Here is a 21,763-nt window from a genome sequence, read left to right as displayed (position 1 = left end):
GAACAGGCATGAAACACCCGCTCCTTTCAGGCGAGAGCACCACGGCCACGACCACCGATCTATTCCCTCTTGTGCTGACAGTCGCAGCTTTGGATCCTTCTGGGCTTTACAGCCTGATGCCTGCGCGACGTCGGCATCATTTAGACGCTGCTTATTGCCCCGATATCTATCTCGTCTAGCCGTCAACGAACCGGCGCGCGTCCGACGATGATACGCCGCCTGCTGCGACCCACGAGCATGAACTACCCGAGAGGAAACGCCCATGAAAACCAAGATCAATGGTCGAGGCCATGAGAAACTGCCCTCAGGACCGGAACCCTCCGGTACGCTCTACTGGATCCTGGCCGTCGGAGTTGCGCTGCTTTCGATCCGGCTGTTCCTGTGGCTTCTCGCCAATGCCGGAGTCATCGCCGAGAAAGATATCAATGTGATGCTGGTGATCGCCGCCCCGATCGCGCTGCTCATCATCGGCAGGATGGCGCCGGATAGGATCAGGCGAGATTAAGATCAATAATATTGCCGCCAAAGAGAAATATCATTCGTTTGTTCGATGCCCGCTCCTTGTTCAAAGTGCCAGCCAGCCAGCGAGGATCTCCGTTCATGACCATTCAAATTGGGCAGATCGCCCCCGACTTCGAGCAGGATACCACGCAGGGCCGGATACGCTTTCATGAATGGCTGGGCCCCAGCTGGGGTATCCTCTTCAGCCATCCGAAAAACTTCACGCCCGTCTGCACGACGGAACTCGGCGAGGTTGCGAGGCTGCGGTCTGAATGGGACAAGCGCAATGTCAAGCCCATCGGTCTGTCCGTCGATCCGGTCGAGGCGCATTACAAGTGGGAGCTCGACATCGAGGAGACACAAGGTGCGAAGCTCGACTTTCCGATGATCGCGGATCCCGACGGGCGGGTTTCGAAACTCTACGACATGATCCATCCCGAGAGCGACCCGACGGTGACGGTGCGGTCGGTGTTTGTAATCGATCCGTCGCGCAAGGTACGCCTCATTCTGACCTATCCGCCGTCCACCGGGCGCAACTTCGCCGAAGTGCTGCGCGCGATCGACAGTCTTCAGTTGACCGACGCCCGGAGCATCGCGACGCCGGTGAACTGGTCGCCGGGTGAGCCCGTCGTGATCTCGCCCAAATTGTCCGACGAGGAGGCCGCGCGCCAGTTCCCGCAAGGGTACAAGACGCTGAAGCCTTATCTGCGGATCGTTGACCTGCAGACGACAGGCCAATGAGCGGGGCGCGGGCGAGCGGGGAGGAAGCGGCCGTCACCATCCCGCACGGTGGTGACGATCTTGCCTCCTTGTTCGCCCGTAACCGCGCCTGGGCGAGCGCAAAGATCGATGCCGACCCCGGGTTCTTCAGCCGGCTGGTCGGACAGCAGCGGCCGCGCTATTTCTGGATCGGCTGTTCGGACAGCCGGGTGCCGGCGACCGAGATCGTCGACCTCGATCCGGGCGAGATGTTCGTCCATCGTAATGTCGCCAATCTGGCAGTCGCTTCAGACCCCAATTTCTCGGCTGCACTTCAATTCGCCATCGAGGCGCTCGAAGTCCAGCATATCATCGTCGTCGGCCATTATGACTGCGGGGGTATCCAGGCGGCGATGGCGCCCAGAACCGAGGACGCGATCGGCGCATGGCTCGATCCGGTGCGTGCGCTCTATCGTGGGCAAGCAGGGGGCGCCGCCAGCGACGATCCACGTCATCTCTGTGAGTGCAACGTCGTCGCGCAGGTTGAAGCGCTCGCGCGCAACCCGATCGTGCGGAACGCATGGGAGCGCGGGGCCGCGCTCGCGCTTCATGGCTGGGTCTATGCGATCGGAGACGGATTGCTGCGTTCGGTTTGCGATCCGGTCACGAACGGCGAAGGAAGCGAAGGCCCGGTCCAGGCGGCTTCTTCATGACGGCGAGCCTGTAGTGCGTGGATGCTTATGCCCAGCACGACATTCTCGAGGCTGCCATCCGTGCCTGCAAGCACGCGCGGCAACCGGCAAGAGACCTCGATGCGGAGATCGCACTCGCGCTGTTTCCGTCGCTGCGGGAGCTCTCGCCGGTCGAACCGGGCATCTGGCGGTAGGAGGACGGCGGCCATGTCCAGGCCCTACGCTATTCCCATTCGTGGAACGCGGCCGCAACGATCGTTCCGCCCGGTTGCTGGATCGAGAGCGGGCCGGTTGGACCGCGGATCGCTGGTCCGAGCGACGAGTGGGAAGGTATTCATGAAATGCGGGCGATCGCGCTCTGCATCGCGGCGCTCCGGGCCCGCATCGGAGAGGACACCCATGACAATGACTTCACACGACAAGGCCGGGATGCCGACCTTCACCGTGCCGCTCTTCCCTGCGGCTTGAGCGACCCATCACCGGTACTTTCGACCGAAGCTCTCCAGATCCATCACCGCCGAGACCATGCCCGCTATGTCCGGGCTCTCAACCGCCTCCTTTCCGAACAGAATTCTCGACCCGCACGCTTGAGCAGCCCATTCGCATCGCTGCGGCAAGCGGTGCGCAGGGATTATTCAACAACGCGGCCCAAGCCTGGAATCACACCTTTTTCTGGGAAAGGCTGACCACGACGCTCGCGCTTCCGACCGATGCGCTCGTATCGGCGTTCGACGGTGTCGACAACTTGGAACGCCGCATCCTCGCCGAGGGCACCGGGCATTTCGGGTCAGGTATGGCTGATCGCCAGAGGCGGCAGGCTGGAGGTCACACCGGCACAGGACGCGGCGAGCCCTGGCGCTACCCGTCCCTCAGACATGAAAGAAAACGACCCCATGTTGGTTGAGGGACTGACCGGAGAGGACCAAGCGTCGGCGGTGTCCGCCGGGAATTTCTACTTCGCGCGTAGCCCGAAGGTGGTGAGGAGATCGAAATCGAAGGGAAGCGCATCAAAGTCAGGCGTGCCTGGTATCGCCCTTTCGAATATTTTGCCGGTCCCAATTTCGCAATGCTGGTCGGCGCCTGGGAGGGCGCGGAGACGACGGCCTATGACGGTGCAGACTCAGTGATCTAGTTCGCCGAGCCCTGCGCGAGCGGAGTCCATCCGCCGCCGAGCGCGAGAAACAGCGCGATCTGATCGTCGCTCATCGCCACACGTCCATCCGCGGCCGCCTGCTCGGCCGTCACCAGATCGCGCTCTGCCTCGATCGCCGGGAGCTCGGCGATCTTGCCGCCGCGCCGCAGCCGGGCTGTTTGCCTCGCGACCTGCGCGGCCTCGTCACGGGCACGGTTAAGACTCTCCTGCTGTTCGATTCCGGCCGCGTAGGAGTTGAGCGCACTTTCGACTTCTCGCAGAGCTTTCAACACGACGCCATCGAACGAGGCGAGTTCAATGCGGCTTTGCGCCTCCGCCGCATTGATGCGTGCTCGCACCGCATGGCGATTGAGCGCCCAGCCGATCGAGGGGCCGATGCCGAAGCGGTTGGTAAGCGGCGACAGGAAGTCAGCGGCCGCCCCCGTTGAGCCGAGCGAGGCGCCGAAGCGGATGTCGGGATAGAGCTGGGCGGTTTCGACGCCTATGCGGGCTGTCGCGGCGGCAAGGCGCCGTTCGGCCATGCGAACGTCTGGCCTGCGTTTCAGAAGCGCCTGACCATCACCGACCGGGACGAGCTCCGCAAGTTCGAGCGGGTGATGGCAGGCGAGAAGACCTCTATCCGCCTCGGCCGGCGTCTTTCCAAGCAGAGCGGTCAACCGCAGCAGCGCGTTCTCCTGTCGCGCCACGATACGCGGCAGGCGGGCCCGGCTGGCATCCAGAACTCCCTGCCGGCGATCGAGCTCATAAGCGACCGCCCGGCCGTAGCGGATCAGGGTTCGCGTGAGCGCGATCCCGCGCTCCTGCAAGGCGATCGAACGTCCCAGCACGTCCTGCTGGAAGCCGGCATTGCAGATATCCAAGTAAGCGCGTGTCGTCTCGGCCGCCACGTTGACCCGTACTAGGTCGCGCGCGGCAATCGCCGCCTCGGTATCGGCACCGGCGGCTTCAATGCCCCGGCGCAACCCTCCGAACAGGTCGAGGTCGTAGCTGACCGTAATCCCCGCGTTATAGATTTCGCGGGTGGGCGGCTTCACATGGTTGAGTTCGGCCTCCGCAGAGCGCTGGGCGTAGCTGGTGTCGGCCGCGAGACTGCCTTGCAGCTCGCGGCTGGCCCCGCGCGCGTCCAGGAAGGCATAGCTGCGCTCCAGACTGGCCTCTGCCACCCGAAGGTCCGTGTTGGCGTCGAGCGCGCGACCGACGAGACCGTCCAGCACCGGATCATTGAAGAGCTTCCACCAATGGTCTGGCAGAGGCTGCGCGGAAGTCACCGCGTTTCCAGCGACGAACGCGCCCTGCGCCGTCGGCGAGCGAACGAGCGCTGCGTCGGGAACGTGGTAGTCCGGCCCGACGGTGGTGCAACCGGCCAGCAAGATCGCGAGCAGACCTGCGATGCGCAGCTTCACCACGGCAGGCTCCTGTGGATGGCGCGTCCGTCATTCTTCGGATGGATGATGACGGTTGCGGTCTGGCCCGGGATCATTCGGACATTGGCCGGAATCCGATCGATCGCGATGCGAACCGGGATGCGCTGGGCAAGGCGAACCCAGGTGAAGGAGGGATTGACGTTCGCAAGCTGGCCGTCGGCCCCGCCACGCTCGCGGTCCTCGACCCCGCCGGCGATGCTCTGGACATGACCCTGAATTTCGTCGGCGACGCCCATGAGGTAGATGCTCGCCTTGTCTCCGACCCTGATGGCGGGCAATTTGGTCTCCTCGAAATAACCCTCCACTCGCATCGAATGGTTGTAGACGAGCGCGAGTGCCGGCTTGCCGGCGGTGAGGTATACCCCGGGCTGGAGCGAGACGTTGGACACCGTGCCGTCGAAAGGCGCGCGCACGACCGTGCGCTCGAGATTGAATCGGGCGAGGTCACGCGCGGCCAGGACCTGTCCCATACTCGCCCGAAGGCCTTCGGCTTTCGCGCGCCCCTGTTCGATCAGTTCGGCGGCGATCACGTCAGGCATGGCGCGGTTGCGCCGGTCCTCGCGGTCCGCCTGAGCGAGCGCCGTCTCCTGGGCCGCGACGTTGGCACTCGCTTGCTCCAGCGCGAGCCGGTAGCGGGGCTGGTCGATGACGAAGAGGATGTCGCCCTTTCTGACCGGCTGGTTGTCGGTCACCCGGACGTCGGAAACGAGACCGCTGACGTCGGGCGCTATCGGTACCAGGTCGGCGCGGATCTTGCCGTCCCGGGTCACCGGCTCGACCTGATAGCGCATCCATAGCGCGTAGATCCCGCCAAGGATGACAAGAACGGCGATCAAGGTCGCCAGCGAGCGAGCGAGATTGTGTCGATGCAGCATGATCAGGGGGCCAACCAGGGCAAGAGGAACGCATCGGCGAAGAGACTAAGTCCCCACCACAGCAGGATGAACAGCGCGAGCTCGACGAGACTCGGATGCCAGAGAATTCGTTCGGTCGGCAGCCGCTGGAGGAGTGGCCGCAGCAAATAGACCAACACGACCGCGAGCACGCCCCAGGCAAGGGCAGCAGGCACATAGACGCCGAGGATATGAAGTTCTTCGATCACATCGCCCCTCCCTTCTCGAACGGCTTCGCCGCCGGGAACAGGTTGCAACGCATGCCGACCAGCGCGCGCAGCGCCCGCCGTCTTGCTTCGTCCATGGGCAGGGCGAGGAGTGCGCTGAGCGCATGATCAATCGGCTCCAGAAGGGTGATCGGCGGGGGATCCGCATGAGCGCGACGCCAACGCGCATCGTAGAACGCTGCGAGGCCTGACAATACTGCACCCACCGCGCGTCGTTCGTCGTGCGGTACGTGAGACAAGGATCGGCGGATGGGGATGATGTTGCGGCCGATGCGCAGGTCCGCAAGTCCATCGGCGGCATGCAGGGCATCGCCGGGGGTCGCCACCGCCATTCTTGCGGCAACCTGCCCAAGCCGATCGACTGCAGTCGCAGTCCATCGCTCAGGTGCAAAAGGACGTCTGATGTCGGCCAACTGAGCAAGTTCAGCCCAATTTGCACGAAGAATCCGGCGCGCCGTCCAGAGCACATTGGCCGAGCGAAACATCCGCGTGACAGCAAGCGTGACGACGATCCCGCCTAGCTGGGCGAGCCCGGTATTGATGAACAGGGCGAAGTCGGCCTGGAAGCGCGCGAGAAATCCCATGGCGACGATGAAACAGGAGAACATCGGCAGCGCCTGCGGCGATCGCTTTGGATCGGCCTGGATGTAACCCATCCAGAGCAGAACTGGCGCAAGCGTGATAATCAGCATCTCGTAACCATCGACGCGCGGCAGGATGACGAATAGGTACAGCGCAGCGACCGGAAAGGTCTTGAGTGTCGCCATCAGATAACGGCCAATGACCGGCGCGGGATCGTCCTGTGCGGCAAAGGAGCAGGTTATGAGCGCGGCAAAGGCAGCGGTGGCCGAACCATTGGGCCAAGCGAGCAGGATCCAGATCGCGCAATACAGGCAGATCGCCGTGGCGGTCGCAATGCCGGCCAGCATTGCCAGGCCATGATCGCGTGCAAGAGCGAAAGCCTCCGTCGGCATCGCCTTGAGGTTTGGACGACCAGGTGAACCCAACCGACCAAGCAGCCTGCGGCTCCCAGCGATGGCGGAAAGAAACTCGGCCATCCGTATGCAAGCACTCGCCGTCAGCAGACCTTCCCAGTCACCCCGCGCCTCGGCCACTTCTGCCATTGCTTCACAGCGGTGCTTCAGCGGACGTGCCTGATCGAGACGACTCTCATCGTCTTGAAGCCAGTCCGAGACATCACCCAACAACTCTTCCAGATCGGCTGAGAGTGCGCCGTTCTCACGGAGCAGATCGAGGCGGTTCGCAGCTGCCGATGCGAGAGGAAGTGTGCTCGCCAGCAATTGCTGCATTGCCTGGACACGGCGTTTGGTGGCAGGCGCCCAGCGCTGATCGAAAGGGAGGTGGATCGCAATCATGCCAAGCTCGGTCACATCGGCCGCGAGCCGGCGGCGATGCTCGTCTTCGAGCCGCGTATGCTGTGTTCCCAGCGCTTCAGCAGCCCATTGCCGGGCGTGAGAAAGAAATGACTTCGCACGATCCCGAATGACGGGTGTCGCGCTCCATGGCTGCAGCACGGCGTGAACGGCGGTGACGCACAGGATCGCGACGGTCATTTCCTGAACGCGCGCGATGGTGGTATCGAAGATGTTCGCGGGATCGTCGAGATAGGGGAAGCTGATCACCGCTGCGCTGAAGGCGGCCATCTGGAACAGGAACGCACGCGGTGTCCGGTCGAGAACCGCGAGATAGATGCAGAATCCTGTCCATGTGGCAAGGCACACAACGAGCAGTTCAGGCGAGTTCTGGAGGTTTGGAACGAGCAGGAGCGTGACGATCGCACCGGTGGCGATCCCCCCTAGACGATAGAGGACTTTGGGCCGAAAGGCGCCCGCCATCGGCTGCGCAGTGACGTAGACCGTGAGAAGTGCCCACCAGGGCCGCGGAAGGCTTGCCGAGAAGGCGATGCCAAGCGTCATGGCAGCAGCAATCAGACTGCTAAGAGAAAAGAGCAGCTTTTGCGGGTCGATGTGAAACGAGAAGTATGGCAGGCGCGCTGGGCCTGTCGGTGAAAGGATCATCGCTGGCAACCGTGACAATTAGCGGGATATGTCACGACCGACAGTAAATGCGGTCACTTCCCCCTATGGCTATGCGCGGCTGCATAGACGAAGTGACCAAGTTAGCTATAGATCAAAATATTGATAGGAAATCGCAATAATTTTGTTGGAAGCAAGACGCGATGTCTATGCACTACCGTGACGATCTTTCATCCGTGTCGGAAGATTCCACTTCTTGTGTCCGGACCTGACCCGCTCCCGAGAGCAGGAATGCCGCAGTTGGAACGAGAACCAGAATCAGCAATGCGAGCTGCTCCTCGCTCAGGATGCGGTATTTCTGCAGCAGGATGCATCCATACGTCGCGAGCGCGATCAACACGGTCCATGCCGCAGCAGGCCAGGTAAACCCTGACCCTCGCGGGCGACGTTCGGGTGTTCGGCCCGGCATGCGGTATCCTCTCCTATCCGGCTGGCCATTCCGGTTTGTTGTGTCAAGACCAGTCGTGGAAGCGTGAAAGAACCCGCTTCGCCCGGCAAATGAATGTTTTTGCTGGCAAAGAGCAAAAAATATGCGGATCAGTCGAACTGCGCGAATATCTCGCCGAAAAGCGGTCGGATACGCTGGATCTCTTCACGATGGACGAGCGACAGCGCATCGAGCATCGCGAAGGCCTTGGGCGTGAGGCGGAGCAGCGCCCGCCGTCTGTCGGCGGCGGCGACCTCGCGGACGATGAGCGCGAGTGCTTCCAGACGGTTGACGAGGCCGGTCGCGCTGTGCGGCTTGAGAATCAAGCGTTCCGCGACATGCCCGACCGTCGCTTCCTCCGGACTGCAGCCTCGGATCGCGAGAAGCGCCTGGTGCTGCTGCGGGGTCAGGCCAACCTCGATCGCGCGCTGCTCGCTGAAAGCCTGAAACTGCCGGATAGCATGCCGGAATTCGGCCAGCGCCGCATAGTCAGCGTCCTGCAATGGCTTGGTCTTCGATCTCAATGTTGCCTCACTGTATTGAACTATATCGCATCACGACATAAGGGGGCTGCCACCACAACAGGGTTGCCTTCCACTCATGTCTCTTACGCCGCCACGTGCCATCGAAAATCATCAACTCGCCGATCATAGCGTCGATCGCCGTATGATCATGTTGGCCCTCATGGCCACAGTGGTCGGAACGGGCGGTGCGCTGGGAGCCTGGGCGCTCGTAAAGCTCATTGCAATCGCAACCAACCTCTTCTGGTTCGGCCGCCTGTCCATCGACCCGTCAGTCATCACGGATGCTTCGGTCGGTTGGCTGGTAGTGATCATCCCCATCATCGGCAGCCTCATCGTTGGTCTGATGGCGCGGTTCGGATCGGATAAGATCAGGGGGCACGGCATTCCGGAGGCGATCGAGACGATCCTGTTCGGGGAGAGCCGGCTCTCTCTGAAAGTGGCTCTGCTGAAACCCTTGTCCTCGGCAATCTCGATCGGCAGCGGTGGGCCCTTCGGCGCTGAAGGGCCGATCATCATGACAGGCGGTGCCATCGGCTCGTTGTTCGCGCAGTGCTTCCATCTGAGCGCCGCCGAGCGAAAGACCCTGCTCGTGGCGGGCGCGGCAGCCGGCATGACCGCGATCTTCGGGACGCCGCTCGCGGCGATCCTCCTCGCGGTCGAGGTGCTTTTGTTCGAGTGGAAGCCGCGTAGCTTCGTGCCGGTTCTCGTTGCCGCGCTGGTAGCTCTGGCATGGCGCCCCTGGCTCATCGGATCTGGCCCGATGTTTCCCATGACGGCATCTATGCCCGACACAGGCTGGGCCCTTTTCGCCTCAGCCGGGATCGGGGTGATCGTCGGGCTCGAGGCTTCGTTGCTCTCGACCGCGCTCTACCGGATCGAGGATCTCTTCCACCGGCTACCCTGCCACTGGATGTGGTGGCCTGCGATCGGTGCGATCGTCGTGGGCCTGGGCGGTTTGATCGACGCTCACGTACTCGGCGCGGGATATGCCAGCATCGAGGCGATCCTGAACGGCTCGCTGACGCTCAGGGTGATCGCGGCCCTTCTCGTGGTGAAGGCGATTGTCTGGCTGGTTGCGCTGGGATCGGGGACGTCAGGCGGCGTACTTGCCCCGTTGCTCATTCTCGGTGGGGCCGCCGGCTTCCTGCTCGGCCAGTTTCTCCCGGGCGATCCGGGATTCTGGGCGATGATCGGCATGGCGGGAATCATGAGCGGCGCCATGCGCGCGCCGATGACAGGAGCGATCTTCGCCGTAGAACTCACCGGCCATTTCAATGCCGTGCCTTGCACGATTGCTGCGGCGGGCGGCGCCTATGCGATCAGTGTGCTACTGATGCGCCGGTCGATCCTCACCGAAAAGATCGCACGTCGTGGCCGTCATATTCTCCAGGAATATACCGTCGATCCCCTCGATCTGCTTCAGGCGGGACAGATCATGACCCGGGACCCGGAGACATTGCCGGGAGAGATGACGGTGGATGCAACAGTCTCCTTCTTTGCGACAGAGGCCGTTCATCGCAGCTATCCCGTCGTTGATGCCGAGAGGCGTCTACTGGGCCTGGTGTCCCGTACCGATGCCCTGCGGTGGCAGAGTGATCGACAGGCGGATCAGACGTCTCTCGCCGATGCAATATCCGACGCAATGCAGCCGGTCGCCTATCCCGACACGCCGAGCGGGGTTGTCGCCGATCTGATCATTGAATCCGGCGTAGGTCGAATACCCATCATCGAGCCGGGGTCAAGGCGTGTGCTGGGTATCTTGTCGCGCCAGGACCTGTTGAAGACACGAAGCGCAAATCGCCATGCCGAGACCGGACGGGCGCGTTATGTCGGCCCCGGAGCGGGGACCAGTCCACAAGCGCAGTCCACCTGATTTGCGTGCAGATCCCTTTAAGGATGATGGCATTCACCTTTCATCCACGACGCGATCCACCGAGGGAAACTGTCGCTGAAGGATGGACCTGAGCCTTGAGGCGTTTTTCACATGAGGCGAAGCAGCGACGGCCATGTTCGGCTGAGAGTGCCCCTAGACACTGGCAATGACAGCGTCTGTTCATGCTCACGGTGCCGCCCGCCTTCAATTTCGCCCCCATGGAGGACAACTCCTCGCGGGCAATTAACCCCGGGTCCCGGCACGCGACGCCCCGGACTCGGGGCAGGTCTTTTCGAGAACGCGCACGTCATCGCCCGATCGCGCTTTGCTCATCGCCAGCGGCAAGCCGGAAACTCATGACGAACCAGGCAGCGGCCGGCGGGCCGCCCATTCAAACGATCGATACCGAAGCCGATGCGCTTGCGGATCTCACCATGCATGTCGTTAATCGTTGGGCAGAGGTGAGTGCCTGCTTTGGAAGAGAGTTAACGCACGACCGTTCACGGGCGAAGCGCGATTCTTGCCGTTGTCATGACGTTGGTATCCATCGTCTAGTTCATTGACGAGCCGAGCGGCGGCGACCGGACAGTCGAACTCGTCTATCCCGGTCAGGCCGGCATTGCCGCCGGACACATCTCGACCCTAACACCAGTGGGAGCCGACCTCATTGGTCCGCAGATGGGCCAATACATCTGATGGCCTGATCGGTCCGGACATGAGCGGCGGCTGATCATCGTGAAGGTCGCTCGGGCTCATCACAGCAAACGCAGCGCGATGCCTGCCTTGCCGAACTGACCAGAGGTTATGCGAACTGAAGGTGCGCCTGTTGCGGGGAGATTCCCAATGCGGCGAAAGTCAATCGTTATCGGCGCAAGCTGAACGGGTCCAGGGAGGCTTTGCGGAATTTTGCGCCGGCCCTCCCCATCCTGGCGTCTTAGGAAGCCAGACGCTGCGCTAACGGCCTGCAACACGAGGCTCTTCGCTTGGTGAGGTAACTTGCCTCCCGCTTGCCTGCGGCAATTTAACATGCATTCCGCTTGCATATTTCACGACGGCGCGATAGATGCATATTTATTGCATCATTGGAGTCTGAGTCGTGGACTATGGGCACGGGATCGACGAAGCTGGTCTGGAAAGGCTTGTTGAACGCTTCTACGCGCAGGTGCGCGCGGACGCCGAGCTTGGTCCTGTCTTCAACGACGCGATAGCCGATTGGCCCGAGCATCTTCATAAGCTGACCGCCTTCTGGTCCTCGGTGATGTTGACCAGCGGACGGTATAAAGGCCAGCCTGTGCCGGCTCACATGAAGCATCTCGACCGAATCACGCCTGAGCTTTTCGAACGATGGCTTGGCCTCTGGAACGAGACTACTGCGGAGTTGATGCAGCCGGAAGCCGCCATGGCACTTCAAGCCAAAGCTGCCCGTATAGCCGAAAGCCTGCAACTGGCCCTTTTCTTCACGCTCGACCACGCGAAGCCGCAGACGGCCGGCTGAGGAGGCGTGCAGGATGACCGAACCCTATCGTTCCACTCCGATATTCGACGAAGCTACAATCCCAGCAGCGCTTCGCGCCGAACACCGGACCAAGTCAGGGGTCTGGGGGCTGATCAAGGTGATCGAGGGCGAGCTTAATCTTACCGATGTCGATCCGCATGTCCAAAAAGTCCTGAGCCCCCGAAATCCCGGCTTGGTCGAGCCAGAACAGACGCATTTCGTGACCCCGCTCGGCAAGGTCCGGATGCAGGTGGACTTCTATACAGAGCCGCCCGAACCGTAAGCCGGTCGGCACGCCACCCTTTCATCACAGCCTGGAGATTATGATGTCGCAGCCCTTAAGCGACGAGACCATTGCGCTCGTCAAAGCCACAGTCCCCGCCCTCGAAGCCCATGGTCTCGACATCGTCCACGAGATGTACTCGCGGATGTTTCAGAACCCGGAAATCCGCGATCTGTTCAATCAGTCCCATCATGGCGACAGCGGCTCCCAGCCACGAGCCCTGACCTCGGCCATCCTCGCCTACGCCAGCAATATCGACAATCTCGGCGCGCTCGCGCCGGCGGTCGAGCGGATCGCGCAAAAGCACGTCGGTCTGCAGATTCTACCCGAGCACTATCCGCACGTGGCGGAAGCCCTGCTGGGTGCGATCAAGGCCGTGCTGGGAGATGCTGCGACCGACGAGATCCTCACCGCATGGGGTGAAGCCTACTGGTTCCTCGCTCACATTCTCATCGCGCGCGAGGAACATATCTACCGCGATCTCGCGGATGCCGATGGCGGCTGGACAGGCTGGCGCGAATTCAAGGTGGAAGAGGTTCACCGGGAAAGCAGCATCATCAGTTCGTTTATCCTGCGTCCAGTCGACGGTGGTCCGGTCATCCTGCACAAGCCTGGGCAGTATCTTACCTTCTGGTTCGAAATTCCCGGCCATCCCCCGGTCAAGCGTAACTATTCGATCTCGGATGCGCCGAATGGCAGCACCTACCGCATTTCGGTGAAACGCGAGCCGCAGGGCCTCGCCTCCAGTTGGCTGCACGATCAAGTCATTCCGGGGACAGTTCTTAAGGTCGCTCCGCCGGCGGGCGAGTTCTTCCTCGCGGCCAATCCCGAGCGGCCGGTCGTTCTCCTTTCGGGTGGCGTCGGCCTGACCCCAATGGTGTCCATGCTCGAGACGATCACGAGAGCCCATCCTGAGATCCCGGTTCACTTCGCACACGGAACGCTTGACGGCTCGACCCACGCTATGGGCGCGCACGTCCGCGAACTCACGCAGGAGCACCACAACGGACAGACCACGATCTTTTACCAGACGCCGCGTTCCGATGATGTTGCAGGGCGCGACTATGATGTCGCGGGCCTGATCGATGCCGACTGGCTTACAGCGAACACACCGGTGGATGAGGCCGATTATTTCCTGTGCGGGCCGCGTCCATTCTTGCGCGCGCTCGTCGCCGCACTTTCGCTGAGCGGCGTCGCTAGCGATCGTATCCACTATGAGTTCTTCGGACCAGCGGATGAACTGCTAGCAGCCTGAAGGATGCACACGAGGTAGCGAGACGGAGGACATGACATTGGCGCCGGTCCTCCACTCATATCCATCGTTCCCTGGATCGATGGCATCGCCTTTGTGATGACTGTTCTCATGCCAGAGATCCGGCGGCGTAACCCGCCGGATCAACGTTTAGCGGCCTTTCGCCGCTTCGAAAGTGGATTCTGACCTCCGCTTGTCGGATCGCCGTGCTCGCCTCGACATCCACGATCACGGCGTTTTCGACATCGATCAGGTAGTTGGTGGAATAGCAGAAATCAGCGCGTCCGCCGTATACCAAGGTATAGCGTGCCGCCGGATCGACAGGCGAGACGCGCTTGGGTTCAACCGGAGTTGCGCCACCAAAGACCGCATTGTCGAGAACGACAAGATACTCCTCGACGGCACGCCTTGGCAGATTGGTCGGAAGACCCGGCGGTCCTTCAACGTAGGTTTGTCGATTGGCCTCGGCGCGGATTAGGCTGGCATCGACCGCAAAGCCGTCGGGGTCGACCGATCTCGCTGTAGAACCCTCGCAGATGTTCACGCATGGCCGACAAATCCACGAACCGGTCGATCGCCCGAAGCAGATGATCGGCAGGCACGTGCCGATCCAGACTGAACTCGTAAAACAAGGCGTCCTGCGCCACTCGGCGCTCGCCCATCGTCGCTTCAAACCCATCAACATCGAAATATTGAATCAGAGGCTCACCGCGACTTCAAGGCCGACTGTCTCAGCGGGACAGCCTCGACGGTGTTTCCCGACATCCCCGGATACAACTATCGGCTCGACGACCTGGAAGGCGAGGAAACCGGTCATCCAAGAGGATCGTCTACGCGTCAGAGACTTTCGCGCCCGACCTGTGGGACTACAAGGCGCTCACGAACAAGGAGCCGTTGTTTCTGGGCGAGTTTCTCTGGACCGCGGTGGATTACGCATCCCAATCGTGCTGACAGAGTCACCTCAAAGTTTGAATGCCAGGGCGCCAAGCGCCTGGGGATATTGCGGTTTTTCCGCTGGCGTTCCCGCTCATCGCGGGTCCGGGCAGCCTATCAGCGGTCGTGCTGCCGACGGAGAGCACCAGGAGCTGGATCGACGGCACCGGCGTGATGACGATGATCGCGATCTGTCTCGGTCTCACCTACGCGGCCATGCGCGTCTCCGACCATCTGGTGCTGGTGTGTTGATTGCCACTGAGATGTGACCCGGGGGACGTATAAATTACCATTGAGAATTGACCCATGTTTCCCTCGCCTCCGGCTGCCAGTCGGAGGGTCGTGGAGTGATCGACATGGACTTACTCAGTGTGATCCGAGGTGGCATTTCCGGCAGAAGATCTCCATTCGGGAGATCAAGAGGCGGACCGGCCTGTCCCGCAATACCATCCGCAAGTATCTGCGTTCTGACGCGTGTAGCGCGACAAACAGGATGAGGATTCGTGTTGCCTCACGAAGGAACCTTCCCGAACGACGCGACCGTTGCCTCACGTAATTGTTCCTTACAGGTCCTCGCGCATCAATGCCATTGCATGTGACGGATTGCCGTGCAGCTGAGCCGTAGGCGAGGCGGAACGGTAATCCGTCACATGGCCGTAAGGATGGTTTCCGTGTCGCCTGGCGCGGCACTGGCCAGCCCGGAAGAGTGGCTGAATACCAGCGCTCGCGCGTGTTCGGTGCGCCAGCCTTTCAGACGGCGCTGGATAGTCCGCAGGAGGCCGTCCGGGTAGATGTTCGGCTGCTCGGCTAGCAATTTCTCCAGTAACTCCCGCCCGGTACGCCAAGGCTCGTCTTCGAACCAAGCCTTTAATTGGTCGGTAACCTGAAGCAGTGGATCCGGTCGACGCCGTTCTCGCTTGCGCGGCGCTTTATCAACCGCCGTGGGCCGCGCCTCACCATTGTGCTATAAAACTTTCAGGCTCGAGAGGAACGCCCCCAGCGGTGGGGGGGACGTTTCGGTGGAATCTGCCACGACGACGGCGTCGGCCAGGACCACCAGTTTCTGCTGCGCGGTGCGGATGTCTCGCAGCAGTCGAACGGGATCCAGCCTGGCGGCGAGGTCCCGTAGCCGTTCGCGTGTTTGCTCGCTGGTCCGCGGGTCATCCATCAAACGCTGGAACGGCGTCGCGGGAGCGTGATAGCGCTTGTGGACTTTGGCGCCGTCGCGGCGCTTTTCCGCCAACTTGAATGAGGGCTGGAAGAAGTTCACGAACAGGCGCGCCGCCGCATACAATTCGGCGAGCAGCCCAGCTGCTTCCAGTCCCTCGAACCGGCGATAGCCCACCAGACGGCGCACAACCGAACCGTTCTTCTGCTCGACCCAGGCCTGATCGTTCTTGCGATAGGGGCGGCAGCGGGTAAAGGCGATTTCCGTCGCCGCGCAGTAATCGCGCACGGTTTCATTGATGAACACGCTGTCATTGTCGGAATCGAATTCCAGCAACGGGAACGGCATCAGCTTGCGCAGCTCCTTGAGTACCTCCACCAACAACGTTTGCTCGCGCACTCCAGCCCGTCGCAATGTCGGTCAGCGTAAGCGTCCACGCCCAACTCCCCTTCGCCACCGGGCCGCTGTGCGACACCAAGTCTGCTTCCATATGCCCCGGCGCCGGATCGCCCCAGTCATTGAACGTCCGGATCGGGACGCTACGCCGCAGTTCCGATCCGCCCACACCGCGCCGCCGGACCTTCTGACTGTTCCCTTTCGCAGTCTGCAGAGCACGGTCGATCGTTGCCGGGCTCATCTGCAACAACCTCGCCTTGATCGCCGGATCGAGATCAAGGTGGCCATGACCCTCCATCGCCTCGACCAGAACCGGAATAAGCGGCCGCAGTCGCTTGCCGCACAGGCGGTCGCTAGCTTCCCACAACACGAGCAACGCTTCGCGCACCGCCTCGTTGTAAAGCCTGCGCTCCGGTCGCGTCGTTTCCCTGACCAACGGCTCCGAGCCCAATAGTCGCATTGCATGCTTCCGGTGGAAACCTGTGATCGCGACGAATTCGTCGAGAACCTTGCTCTTGCTCGCGCGATCGGCCGAGCGATACCGCTCGCCGACTGCTTCAATCAATTCCCTTCGCGTCGTCATGCTCACCTTCCGCATCGTTCCCTCCCGGCATTGGCCGGGAGCAGTTTAGTTGAGGCAACGGCAGGTTTGCCGGGAGCAATTCAGGCGAGGCAATGCGCAAGATGATCCGGGTGTCGCCCAGGTCAAATTCGTAGCTCTGAGTGGCTTGGGTGAAATCCGGGCGGCCGTCACCGACGATGCCCCCGTCGGCAACTTCCAGCAGCTGGGCCATAAGGCGTTTGCGGTTATGCAAATCCTCCGTTGCTTTCCCGGCCTCGGCGTTCGCGGCGCTCAATTCACCCATCAAGGCGACGATTTCCGACTGATGCCGTTCGCCTTCGGCCAAAATATTAGCCGCCACGAGCTGAACCGCGGCATCTTCGGCAGGAAGCTTGATTTTGGCCCAAAGCTTCTTCCACCAGGGGCGAGCGTTTCGGGCCAGAAGCGCTGCGTGTTCCGCAGTTGCCTGTTCCGCCTCCAGCGAGGCCAGCGTTATGGCAAACGCCGCTTCCCGTTCGTCACGTTTTGCGGACGCCGCGGCACCCCTGCGCCAAGCTACGCCGATTGCGGCCTGCAATTCGTCCAGATCCAAGTCCCTCAAACCGAATTCGGAGGTGAGCGCTTGAAACTTTCGGCGCTGTTCCTGCTTGGCTGTTTCGCCCAGCAGGATGCGCAGAGTTTCGATGATGGTGGATTTGCCCGCGTTGGTTTCCCCATAGAGGGCAATGGTATAGTCGTTCCACTCAGCCGTTGCCTGCAATTCACGCTGCTTTTCCGCCACATGATCCTGAACGGTGACGAGGCTTGCGACGATCTGGCTGCTAACCTCGGCGTCTTCCGCCTCTTCGGTGTGTTCATCCATCGCCGCGATGACTTGTCGCACGCCTTCGGTGACTCGCGTATAGATAGCCTCTGGTGACGTCCTGCTAACTATTAATGCGTCGCCAATGTCGTAGAGCGCGGCCACTACAACGCTTTCCTGCGGCTCGAAAGTTCCGAGTATTCAGGCCAAATCATGATTAATTACACCCCTCATTTTGTACGCTGGGACGCTTCGCGGAGATAACTTCAGGGGAATTGGTAAATAACTGCGTCAAAAACGAGCAAAACCGCGCATTAATTCGGGAAATATCGCGGTGGGTACGCCGCACTTGCCGCTTCTGGGACACCGCGTAATTGATGTAGTCACCCTCCTGGATGGTACGAAGTCGGACGACCGCTTCAATGCAGGAGGGTGACCGATGCCGATCTATGCTGGACTGGATGTGAGTGACAAGGCCACGCATGTTTGCGTGGTGGACGCCGAAGGCGCTGTGCTTAGGCGCGAGGTGATGGCCAGCGATCCTGCCATTCTCGCCAAATGGCTTGACCGATATTGCCCGGATCTGGTCCGGGTCGTGATGGAGACGGGACCGCTGTCGACGTTCCTCTATCATGGCATGGTGGCCCGCGATGTTCCGATCGAATGCATCTGCGCCCGTCACGCCAAGGGCGTGCTTTCCGCGCGGGTCAACAAAAGCGATGTTCATGACGCCGAGGGGCTCGCCCAGATGGCTCGGACAGGCTGGTTCAAGCGCATCCACATGAAGGCGTCGGCCACGCATTTCGACCGTGCCGCAATCCGCATTCGGGCGCAGCTGATCACGGCACGGACTGCCATGATCAACCAGCTTCGTGGCTTGCTGAAGCTGTTCGGCCTCCAGCTTGGTTCGGCCAGAGCACCCGGCAAACGCACCGAGCGCCTTGTCGTGCTGTATTCTCAGCGTCCTGATCTCGAGGCGTTGTTCGCGCCGCTTCTGGCATCCATCGAAGCGATCGAAGAGCAGTTGCGGAACTTGAACCGCAATTTGGAGAAGCGCGCTGCGTCTGACCCGGTTTGCGCACGACTGATGACATTTCCAGGCGTAGGTCCGATTACGGCGCTCACCTACACCATGAGCATCGAAGACCCTCGTCGTTTCGCCAGAGGCGACGATGTAGGCGCCTATGCTGGCCTGGTTCCGCGACGAAGCCAGTCAGGTGAGCGGGATACGCAGGGGCACATTTCAAAGGCTGGCGATCCGATGTTGCGACACTCGTTATATGAAGCGGCCAATATCCTCCTTACCCGGCTCAAGAGGCCTTGTGCTCTTCAAACCTGGGGTAGAAAAATGGCAGAAACCAAAGGCCCCAAGCGCGCCAGAGTCGCAGTCGCACGGAAGCTGGCCATATTGCTCCATTCCCTTTGGTTGAACGAGACCGAGTTCCGCTGGGTTTGACCCGGCTTCCCGATCCCGATCAGCCATGCCCGGATGATCTCGTCACAAAAGTGGAGGGCTAACCTCGTTTGGGACCCAGAGACGTCCACCTACTACCGCTAGGCCGCGATCATGAGGCACAGACGATCAGCTCTTCCAGCTGTCTGGTGACCTCGAAGACAACCATTGGCAATCGGGCGGGGAATGAGCTGCCATGCGAATATCAATTAGACAACTTTGTGCTCGGTCCGCTTCGGAGGATCGGAGTGGGGAAACAGGACATTCGAAGATGCTGGCCTTGATGGCGGTACATGCCCTCGAAGCCGACATCCAAGCGCTAATGCGGTTCAGCTAAGTTGGCTTTGTATGAAGGTACGCGTGAAGGCTCAAATCCCCAGCTTATGGAAGAAGACCTTGTTGCGCATCTCTGCATCGGCGAGCACCTTGGTCCAGCTCAATACCTCCATGTACAAACGGATGTTTGGGAACCACTGAAAATAGCCTAGCCCGTCCGGCATGACAGTGAACTGCTTCTCCCGGTGGAGCCAATCCGACACCTTCCGGGGTAGATCACAAACCACGTAGCCGTAAAAGGTCGTGTTGTCGGAGACGAGGATGTCACGGCCTTTCGGCGTTCTGAACTTCCCATCCCGGAACTGATTGACGTAGCGAATGATCTGCTGAACCGGATCATCGTCTGACGAGGGGTTGGCGAAGTCGTGACGCTGCGGTTTCTTGAACTCGAAGATCGTGATGGGGTTGCTCGGCACGTTGTCGCCGCGGAAAGCGATCCGACGGTTGAAGATGGAGATGTCGCTGCGGTCGGTCCGCGCGCCGTCGATCGGGATGTCGGAAGCCACATAATCGGCGAAATTGAGGCGCTCGTCGAGAATCCACAGGTTGTGCTGCTCATAGTCGAGCGCATCAGAATCCCTCCGCCTAGGCATGATGATGTCGTGGACATCGCCTTCGGACTGGTACTTGCCGTCGTCGTCCGTCTCTAGCGCCTTTCCGAACAGGTCGAGCACGCATTTCCGCATCGAAACGTAATGGATTAGGTCGTTTTTGCTCGTCTGGGAGATGCTCGCCACAACATCGGCCACCTGCTGGTGCAGGGTGTTCGGGTCGTCGCAGGACAGTATCTGCTGGACTTGGGCCCGCGTCTCCATTTCGCGCGCGAACTTGGCCGTCTGAAGATGCAGCTCGATGTCCTGCGGCGTGGGTTTCATTGGCAATGATGCAAAGTCGGTTTCGCGGCTCAGCGCGCGATGCCAAGGTGCTTGGGTGGCGATATAGTCTTCGATCCTGGCGGCTTTGCGCTCTTTACGGATCAGAATCTCTGGTCCCATCGCTTCGCGTGCCACTTCAGCCGCGCGCGCCTCGATCTGAGTCTGCGAGATCCCGTAGAATATGTCTGTTTCTCGCTGGAAGTTAAAAGCGCCACGCTCGAGGGACACGTTTCGGTCAAGATAGTCGCCGAACACGTACGCTTTGATCACGTAGTTGCGGTCGCGCCGGGCCCCGTTGCTTTCACTGCTGTCGTAGAACTCATCCGCGAATTCCGGGATGTGCGTTTGGATCGCGACATCGGTCACCTCCCGCCGGTGCGCGACCAGTGCTATCTTGCTCTTGTTCATGCGGGGGGCATAGAATTTGAAGACCCGCACGCTAAAGGTCTCGGTCTCGTCGTTAGCGGCGATGACGATCTCCGGCTCGCCGACCTCAAGCTCAACGATCTGCCGGTTCTCCTGCGTCAGATAGTCGTTGAGCACGATCGGAACGCCGTCATTCTCCTCAACGATTACGATCCGCGGGCATTCCGCCTTGGGGTCGATAAAATAGGGCAGCAGACGCTCGACCAGCACGCGCGCAATGACATCGAGGGACTTGTCGGAGAATTTCACCGACTTCAAACCGCTGATGGTGATCTTCGAACCGGTCGATGTCGACTCGGTGTCGCAGACCCGCTCGTTGATGATAATGTCGGTCCGCATCCCCATCTCGAAGGATCGCGCACGCAGCCTATCGCGGTCGCGAAATACACTTTCCACATCAAACCGTTCGAAATACTTCAGGCAGGTGAAGCGACCGAAGCCTTTGCCTCCCTGTCCGGCTTTCATTCCACTGTAGAGCGTGTCGAACGAATCCCTGTGGTCTTGGTCAAAGCCAACGCCGTCGTCCTCCACAGAGAAGCCATTTACGGAGGCAGTCCGTTCGATGAGGTCGACCTGGCCGTCACGAAGGATAGTGACTGTAACCTGACCGCCCACGGGTTTCGTGACACGAATCGCCTGAATGGCGTTAACGATGAGCTCGATCACGGGCGTGTAAACTGTGGTGCCAGAGCGGATGTTTTCCACGGCCCGCTTGATGTTGATGCTGCTCAAATGCCCTCCCCCTATCCCGGTCTGTCCTAACAAACCGGCACTAATCTGCAAGTCAGGTCTGGCTCGAAGCCGGGACACCGCGGTTTGGGCAGCGTGGGAAAAATTGAACTATTATGCGCAATTCTTAGGAAGCTATTGGCCAGTTAGTGGGATGGGTCGCGGTGCACGGGACTTATGCATGACCGCGCCTTTCACGCAACCGGACGGTCTGGTCGTTAGGATCCATAATTTGGCGCTGAACGGCCGGGAAGGGTCGATCTCCGAAGGCGTGGCCGGAGAGATCGAATGTCGGCTATCCGCTTTTCGTGCCTCCGAAGCTGCCGTTCCGGATCGTCCAACGAAGCGGCCGAGATCGATGCGGCTGCCCGCTCTTCAGGAGCGCGCCCCGATATGACGAGTTCGTCTTGACCCAACAAATTCTCGCAAGCTGGACGCAATGATGACGGTAGATCGGCCGATCTTTGCGACCTCCAGATCACCATGCGAGATGAGCTGATAGATTTTCGTGCGGCTGAGCCCGGTCAACCGCACTGCATCTGAGATCCGAACGCTAATCTGTTCCATCCCCGCGGACGGGCCT

19 protein-coding genes and 3 pseudogenes are annotated in these 21,763 nt (G+C 60.8%); 12 read left to right on the top strand and 10 right to left on the bottom strand.

Going from position 1 to position 21,763, the window contains the following annotated elements:
• Nucleotides 1-262: 262 nt before the first annotated feature.
• From WBP06_RS20945 to WBP06_RS20930, 4 genes are all read left to right on the top strand, one after another.
• The gene (locus WBP06_RS20945) at nucleotides 263-505 is read left to right on the top strand and encodes a hypothetical protein (protein WP_395336893.1); all 243 of its coding nucleotides are present in this window, start codon (nucleotides 263-265) and stop codon (nucleotides 503-505) included.
• A 95-nt stretch (nucleotides 506-600) separates the two neighbouring features.
• Nucleotides 601-1,242: a peroxiredoxin gene (locus tag WBP06_RS20940; RefSeq protein ID WP_395336890.1), complete on the top strand. Its 642-nt coding sequence runs from the start codon at nucleotides 601-603 to the stop codon at nucleotides 1,240-1,242.
• Nucleotides 1,239-1,913, top strand: coding sequence for a carbonic anhydrase (locus WBP06_RS20935; protein WP_395336888.1), 675 nt, complete (start codon nucleotides 1,239-1,241; stop codon nucleotides 1,911-1,913). The genes WBP06_RS20940 and WBP06_RS20935 overlap by 4 nt, the downstream gene beginning before the upstream one ends.
• 17 nt (nucleotides 1,914-1,930) lie before the next feature.
• Nucleotides 1,931-2,086, top strand: coding sequence for a hypothetical protein (locus WBP06_RS20930; RefSeq protein ID WP_395336886.1), 156 nt, complete (start codon nucleotides 1,931-1,933; stop codon nucleotides 2,084-2,086).
• Nucleotides 2,087-3,020: 934 nt separating this feature from the next.
• Here WBP06_RS20930 and WBP06_RS20925 read toward each other — a convergent pair.
• From WBP06_RS20925 to WBP06_RS20905, 5 genes are all read right to left on the bottom strand, one after another.
• Nucleotides 3,021-4,448, bottom strand: coding sequence for an efflux transporter outer membrane subunit (locus tag WBP06_RS20925; protein ID WP_395336883.1), 1,428 nt, complete (start codon nucleotides 4,446-4,448; stop codon nucleotides 3,021-3,023).
• Nucleotides 4,445-5,344, bottom strand: a complete 900-nt coding sequence (locus WBP06_RS20920) for an efflux RND transporter periplasmic adaptor subunit (protein WP_395336881.1) — start codon at nucleotides 5,342-5,344, stop codon at nucleotides 4,445-4,447. Before WBP06_RS20920 ends, WBP06_RS20925 begins: the two co-directional genes overlap by 4 nt.
• Nucleotides 5,345-5,346: 2 nt before the next feature.
• Nucleotides 5,347-5,571: a DUF1656 domain-containing protein gene (locus tag WBP06_RS20915; protein ID WP_395336879.1), complete on the bottom strand. Its 225-nt coding sequence runs from the start codon at nucleotides 5,569-5,571 to the stop codon at nucleotides 5,347-5,349.
• The gene (locus WBP06_RS20910) at nucleotides 5,568-7,628 is read right to left on the bottom strand and encodes an FUSC family protein (protein WP_395336876.1); all 2,061 of its coding nucleotides are present in this window, start codon (nucleotides 7,626-7,628) and stop codon (nucleotides 5,568-5,570) included. The genes WBP06_RS20915 and WBP06_RS20910 overlap by 4 nt, the downstream gene beginning before the upstream one ends.
• A 555-nt stretch (nucleotides 7,629-8,183) precedes the next feature.
• Nucleotides 8,184-8,597: a MarR family winged helix-turn-helix transcriptional regulator gene (locus tag WBP06_RS20905; protein ID WP_395336873.1), complete on the bottom strand. Its 414-nt coding sequence runs from the start codon at nucleotides 8,595-8,597 to the stop codon at nucleotides 8,184-8,186.
• Between the two features lie 76 nt (nucleotides 8,598-8,673).
• Here WBP06_RS20905 and WBP06_RS20900 point away from each other — a divergent pair, with 76 nt between their 5' ends.
• The 5 genes from WBP06_RS20900 (at nucleotide 8,674) to hmpA (ending at nucleotide 13,503) form a co-directional block, all read left to right on the top strand.
• The gene (locus tag WBP06_RS20900) at nucleotides 8,674-10,470 is read left to right on the top strand and encodes a chloride channel protein (RefSeq protein ID WP_395336871.1); all 1,797 of its coding nucleotides are present in this window, start codon (nucleotides 8,674-8,676) and stop codon (nucleotides 10,468-10,470) included.
• Nucleotides 10,471-11,028: 558 nt separating this feature from the next.
• Nucleotides 11,029-11,166, top strand: coding sequence for a GreA/GreB family elongation factor (locus WBP06_RS20895; RefSeq protein WP_395337551.1), 138 nt, complete (start codon nucleotides 11,029-11,031; stop codon nucleotides 11,164-11,166).
• A gap of 400 nt (nucleotides 11,167-11,566) precedes the next feature.
• Entirely contained in the window at nucleotides 11,567-11,965 is a 399-nt protein-coding gene (locus WBP06_RS20890; protein WP_395336869.1) for a group III truncated hemoglobin, read from the top strand.
• Nucleotides 11,966-11,978: 13 nt separating this feature from the next.
• On the top strand, nucleotides 11,979-12,248 hold the full coding sequence (locus WBP06_RS20885) for a DUF1971 domain-containing protein (protein WP_395336867.1): 270 nt from the start codon (nucleotides 11,979-11,981) through the stop codon (nucleotides 12,246-12,248).
• A gap of 43 nt (nucleotides 12,249-12,291) precedes the next feature.
• Nucleotides 12,292-13,503, top strand: a complete 1,212-nt coding sequence (gene hmpA, locus WBP06_RS20880) for an NO-inducible flavohemoprotein (RefSeq protein ID WP_395337550.1) — start codon at nucleotides 12,292-12,294, stop codon at nucleotides 13,501-13,503.
• 154 nt (nucleotides 13,504-13,657) lie between these two features.
• On the opposite strand, the pseudogene WBP06_RS20875 reads toward hmpA, so the two are convergent.
• Nucleotides 13,658-14,162, bottom strand: a pseudogene (locus tag WBP06_RS20875) (IS5/IS1182 family transposase); the annotation flags it as partial.
• 310 nt (nucleotides 14,163-14,472) lie between these two features.
• On the opposite strand from WBP06_RS20875, the gene WBP06_RS20870 reads away from it, so the two are divergent.
• Together WBP06_RS20870 and WBP06_RS20865 are read left to right on the top strand one after the other, a co-directional pair.
• Nucleotides 14,473-14,685, top strand: coding sequence for a MarC family protein (locus WBP06_RS20870; protein ID WP_395336864.1), 213 nt, complete (start codon nucleotides 14,473-14,475; stop codon nucleotides 14,683-14,685).
• Nucleotides 14,686-14,789: 104 nt separating this feature from the next.
• Nucleotides 14,790-14,968, top strand: a pseudogene (locus WBP06_RS20865) (IS21 family transposase); the annotation flags it as partial.
• 111 nt (nucleotides 14,969-15,079) lie between these two features.
• Here the strand turns inward: WBP06_RS20865 and WBP06_RS20860 are convergent.
• Together WBP06_RS20860 and WBP06_RS20855 are read right to left on the bottom strand one after the other, a co-directional pair.
• Nucleotides 15,080-16,595 (bottom strand): annotated as a pseudogene (locus WBP06_RS20860) (transposase family protein).
• Nucleotides 16,555-17,526 carry a hypothetical protein gene (locus WBP06_RS20855; RefSeq protein ID WP_395336862.1) on the bottom strand — a complete coding sequence of 324 codons (972 nt, stop codon included), beginning with the start codon at nucleotides 17,524-17,526 and terminating at the stop codon, nucleotides 16,555-16,557. Before WBP06_RS20855 ends, WBP06_RS20860 begins: the two are co-directional and overlap by 41 nt.
• A gap of 274 nt (nucleotides 17,527-17,800) precedes the next feature.
• Between WBP06_RS20855 and WBP06_RS20850 the strand changes: the two genes are divergently transcribed.
• Nucleotides 17,801-18,817, top strand: a complete 1,017-nt coding sequence (locus tag WBP06_RS20850) for an IS110 family transposase (protein WP_395336860.1) — start codon at nucleotides 17,801-17,803, stop codon at nucleotides 18,815-18,817.
• 365 nt (nucleotides 18,818-19,182) lie between these two features.
• Here the strand turns inward: WBP06_RS20850 and WBP06_RS20845 are convergent, their stop codons facing one another.
• Together WBP06_RS20845 and WBP06_RS20840 are read right to left on the bottom strand one after the other, a co-directional pair.
• The gene (locus tag WBP06_RS20845; protein WP_395336857.1) at nucleotides 19,183-21,183 is read right to left on the bottom strand and encodes an ATP-binding protein; all 2,001 of its coding nucleotides are present in this window, start codon (nucleotides 21,181-21,183) and stop codon (nucleotides 19,183-19,185) included.
• Nucleotides 21,184-21,555: 372 nt separating this feature from the next.
• Entirely contained in the window at nucleotides 21,556-21,747 is a 192-nt protein-coding gene (locus tag WBP06_RS20840; RefSeq protein ID WP_395337549.1) for a helix-turn-helix domain-containing protein, read from the bottom strand.
• Nucleotides 21,748-21,763: the final 16 nt, after the last annotated feature.

The sequence above is a fragment of the Novosphingobium mississippiense genome, assembly GCF_044029535.1.
Classification (GTDB): Bacteria; Pseudomonadota; Alphaproteobacteria; order Sphingomonadales; family Sphingomonadaceae; genus Novosphingobium.
This window is presented reverse-complemented; position numbering and strand designations above follow the sequence as displayed.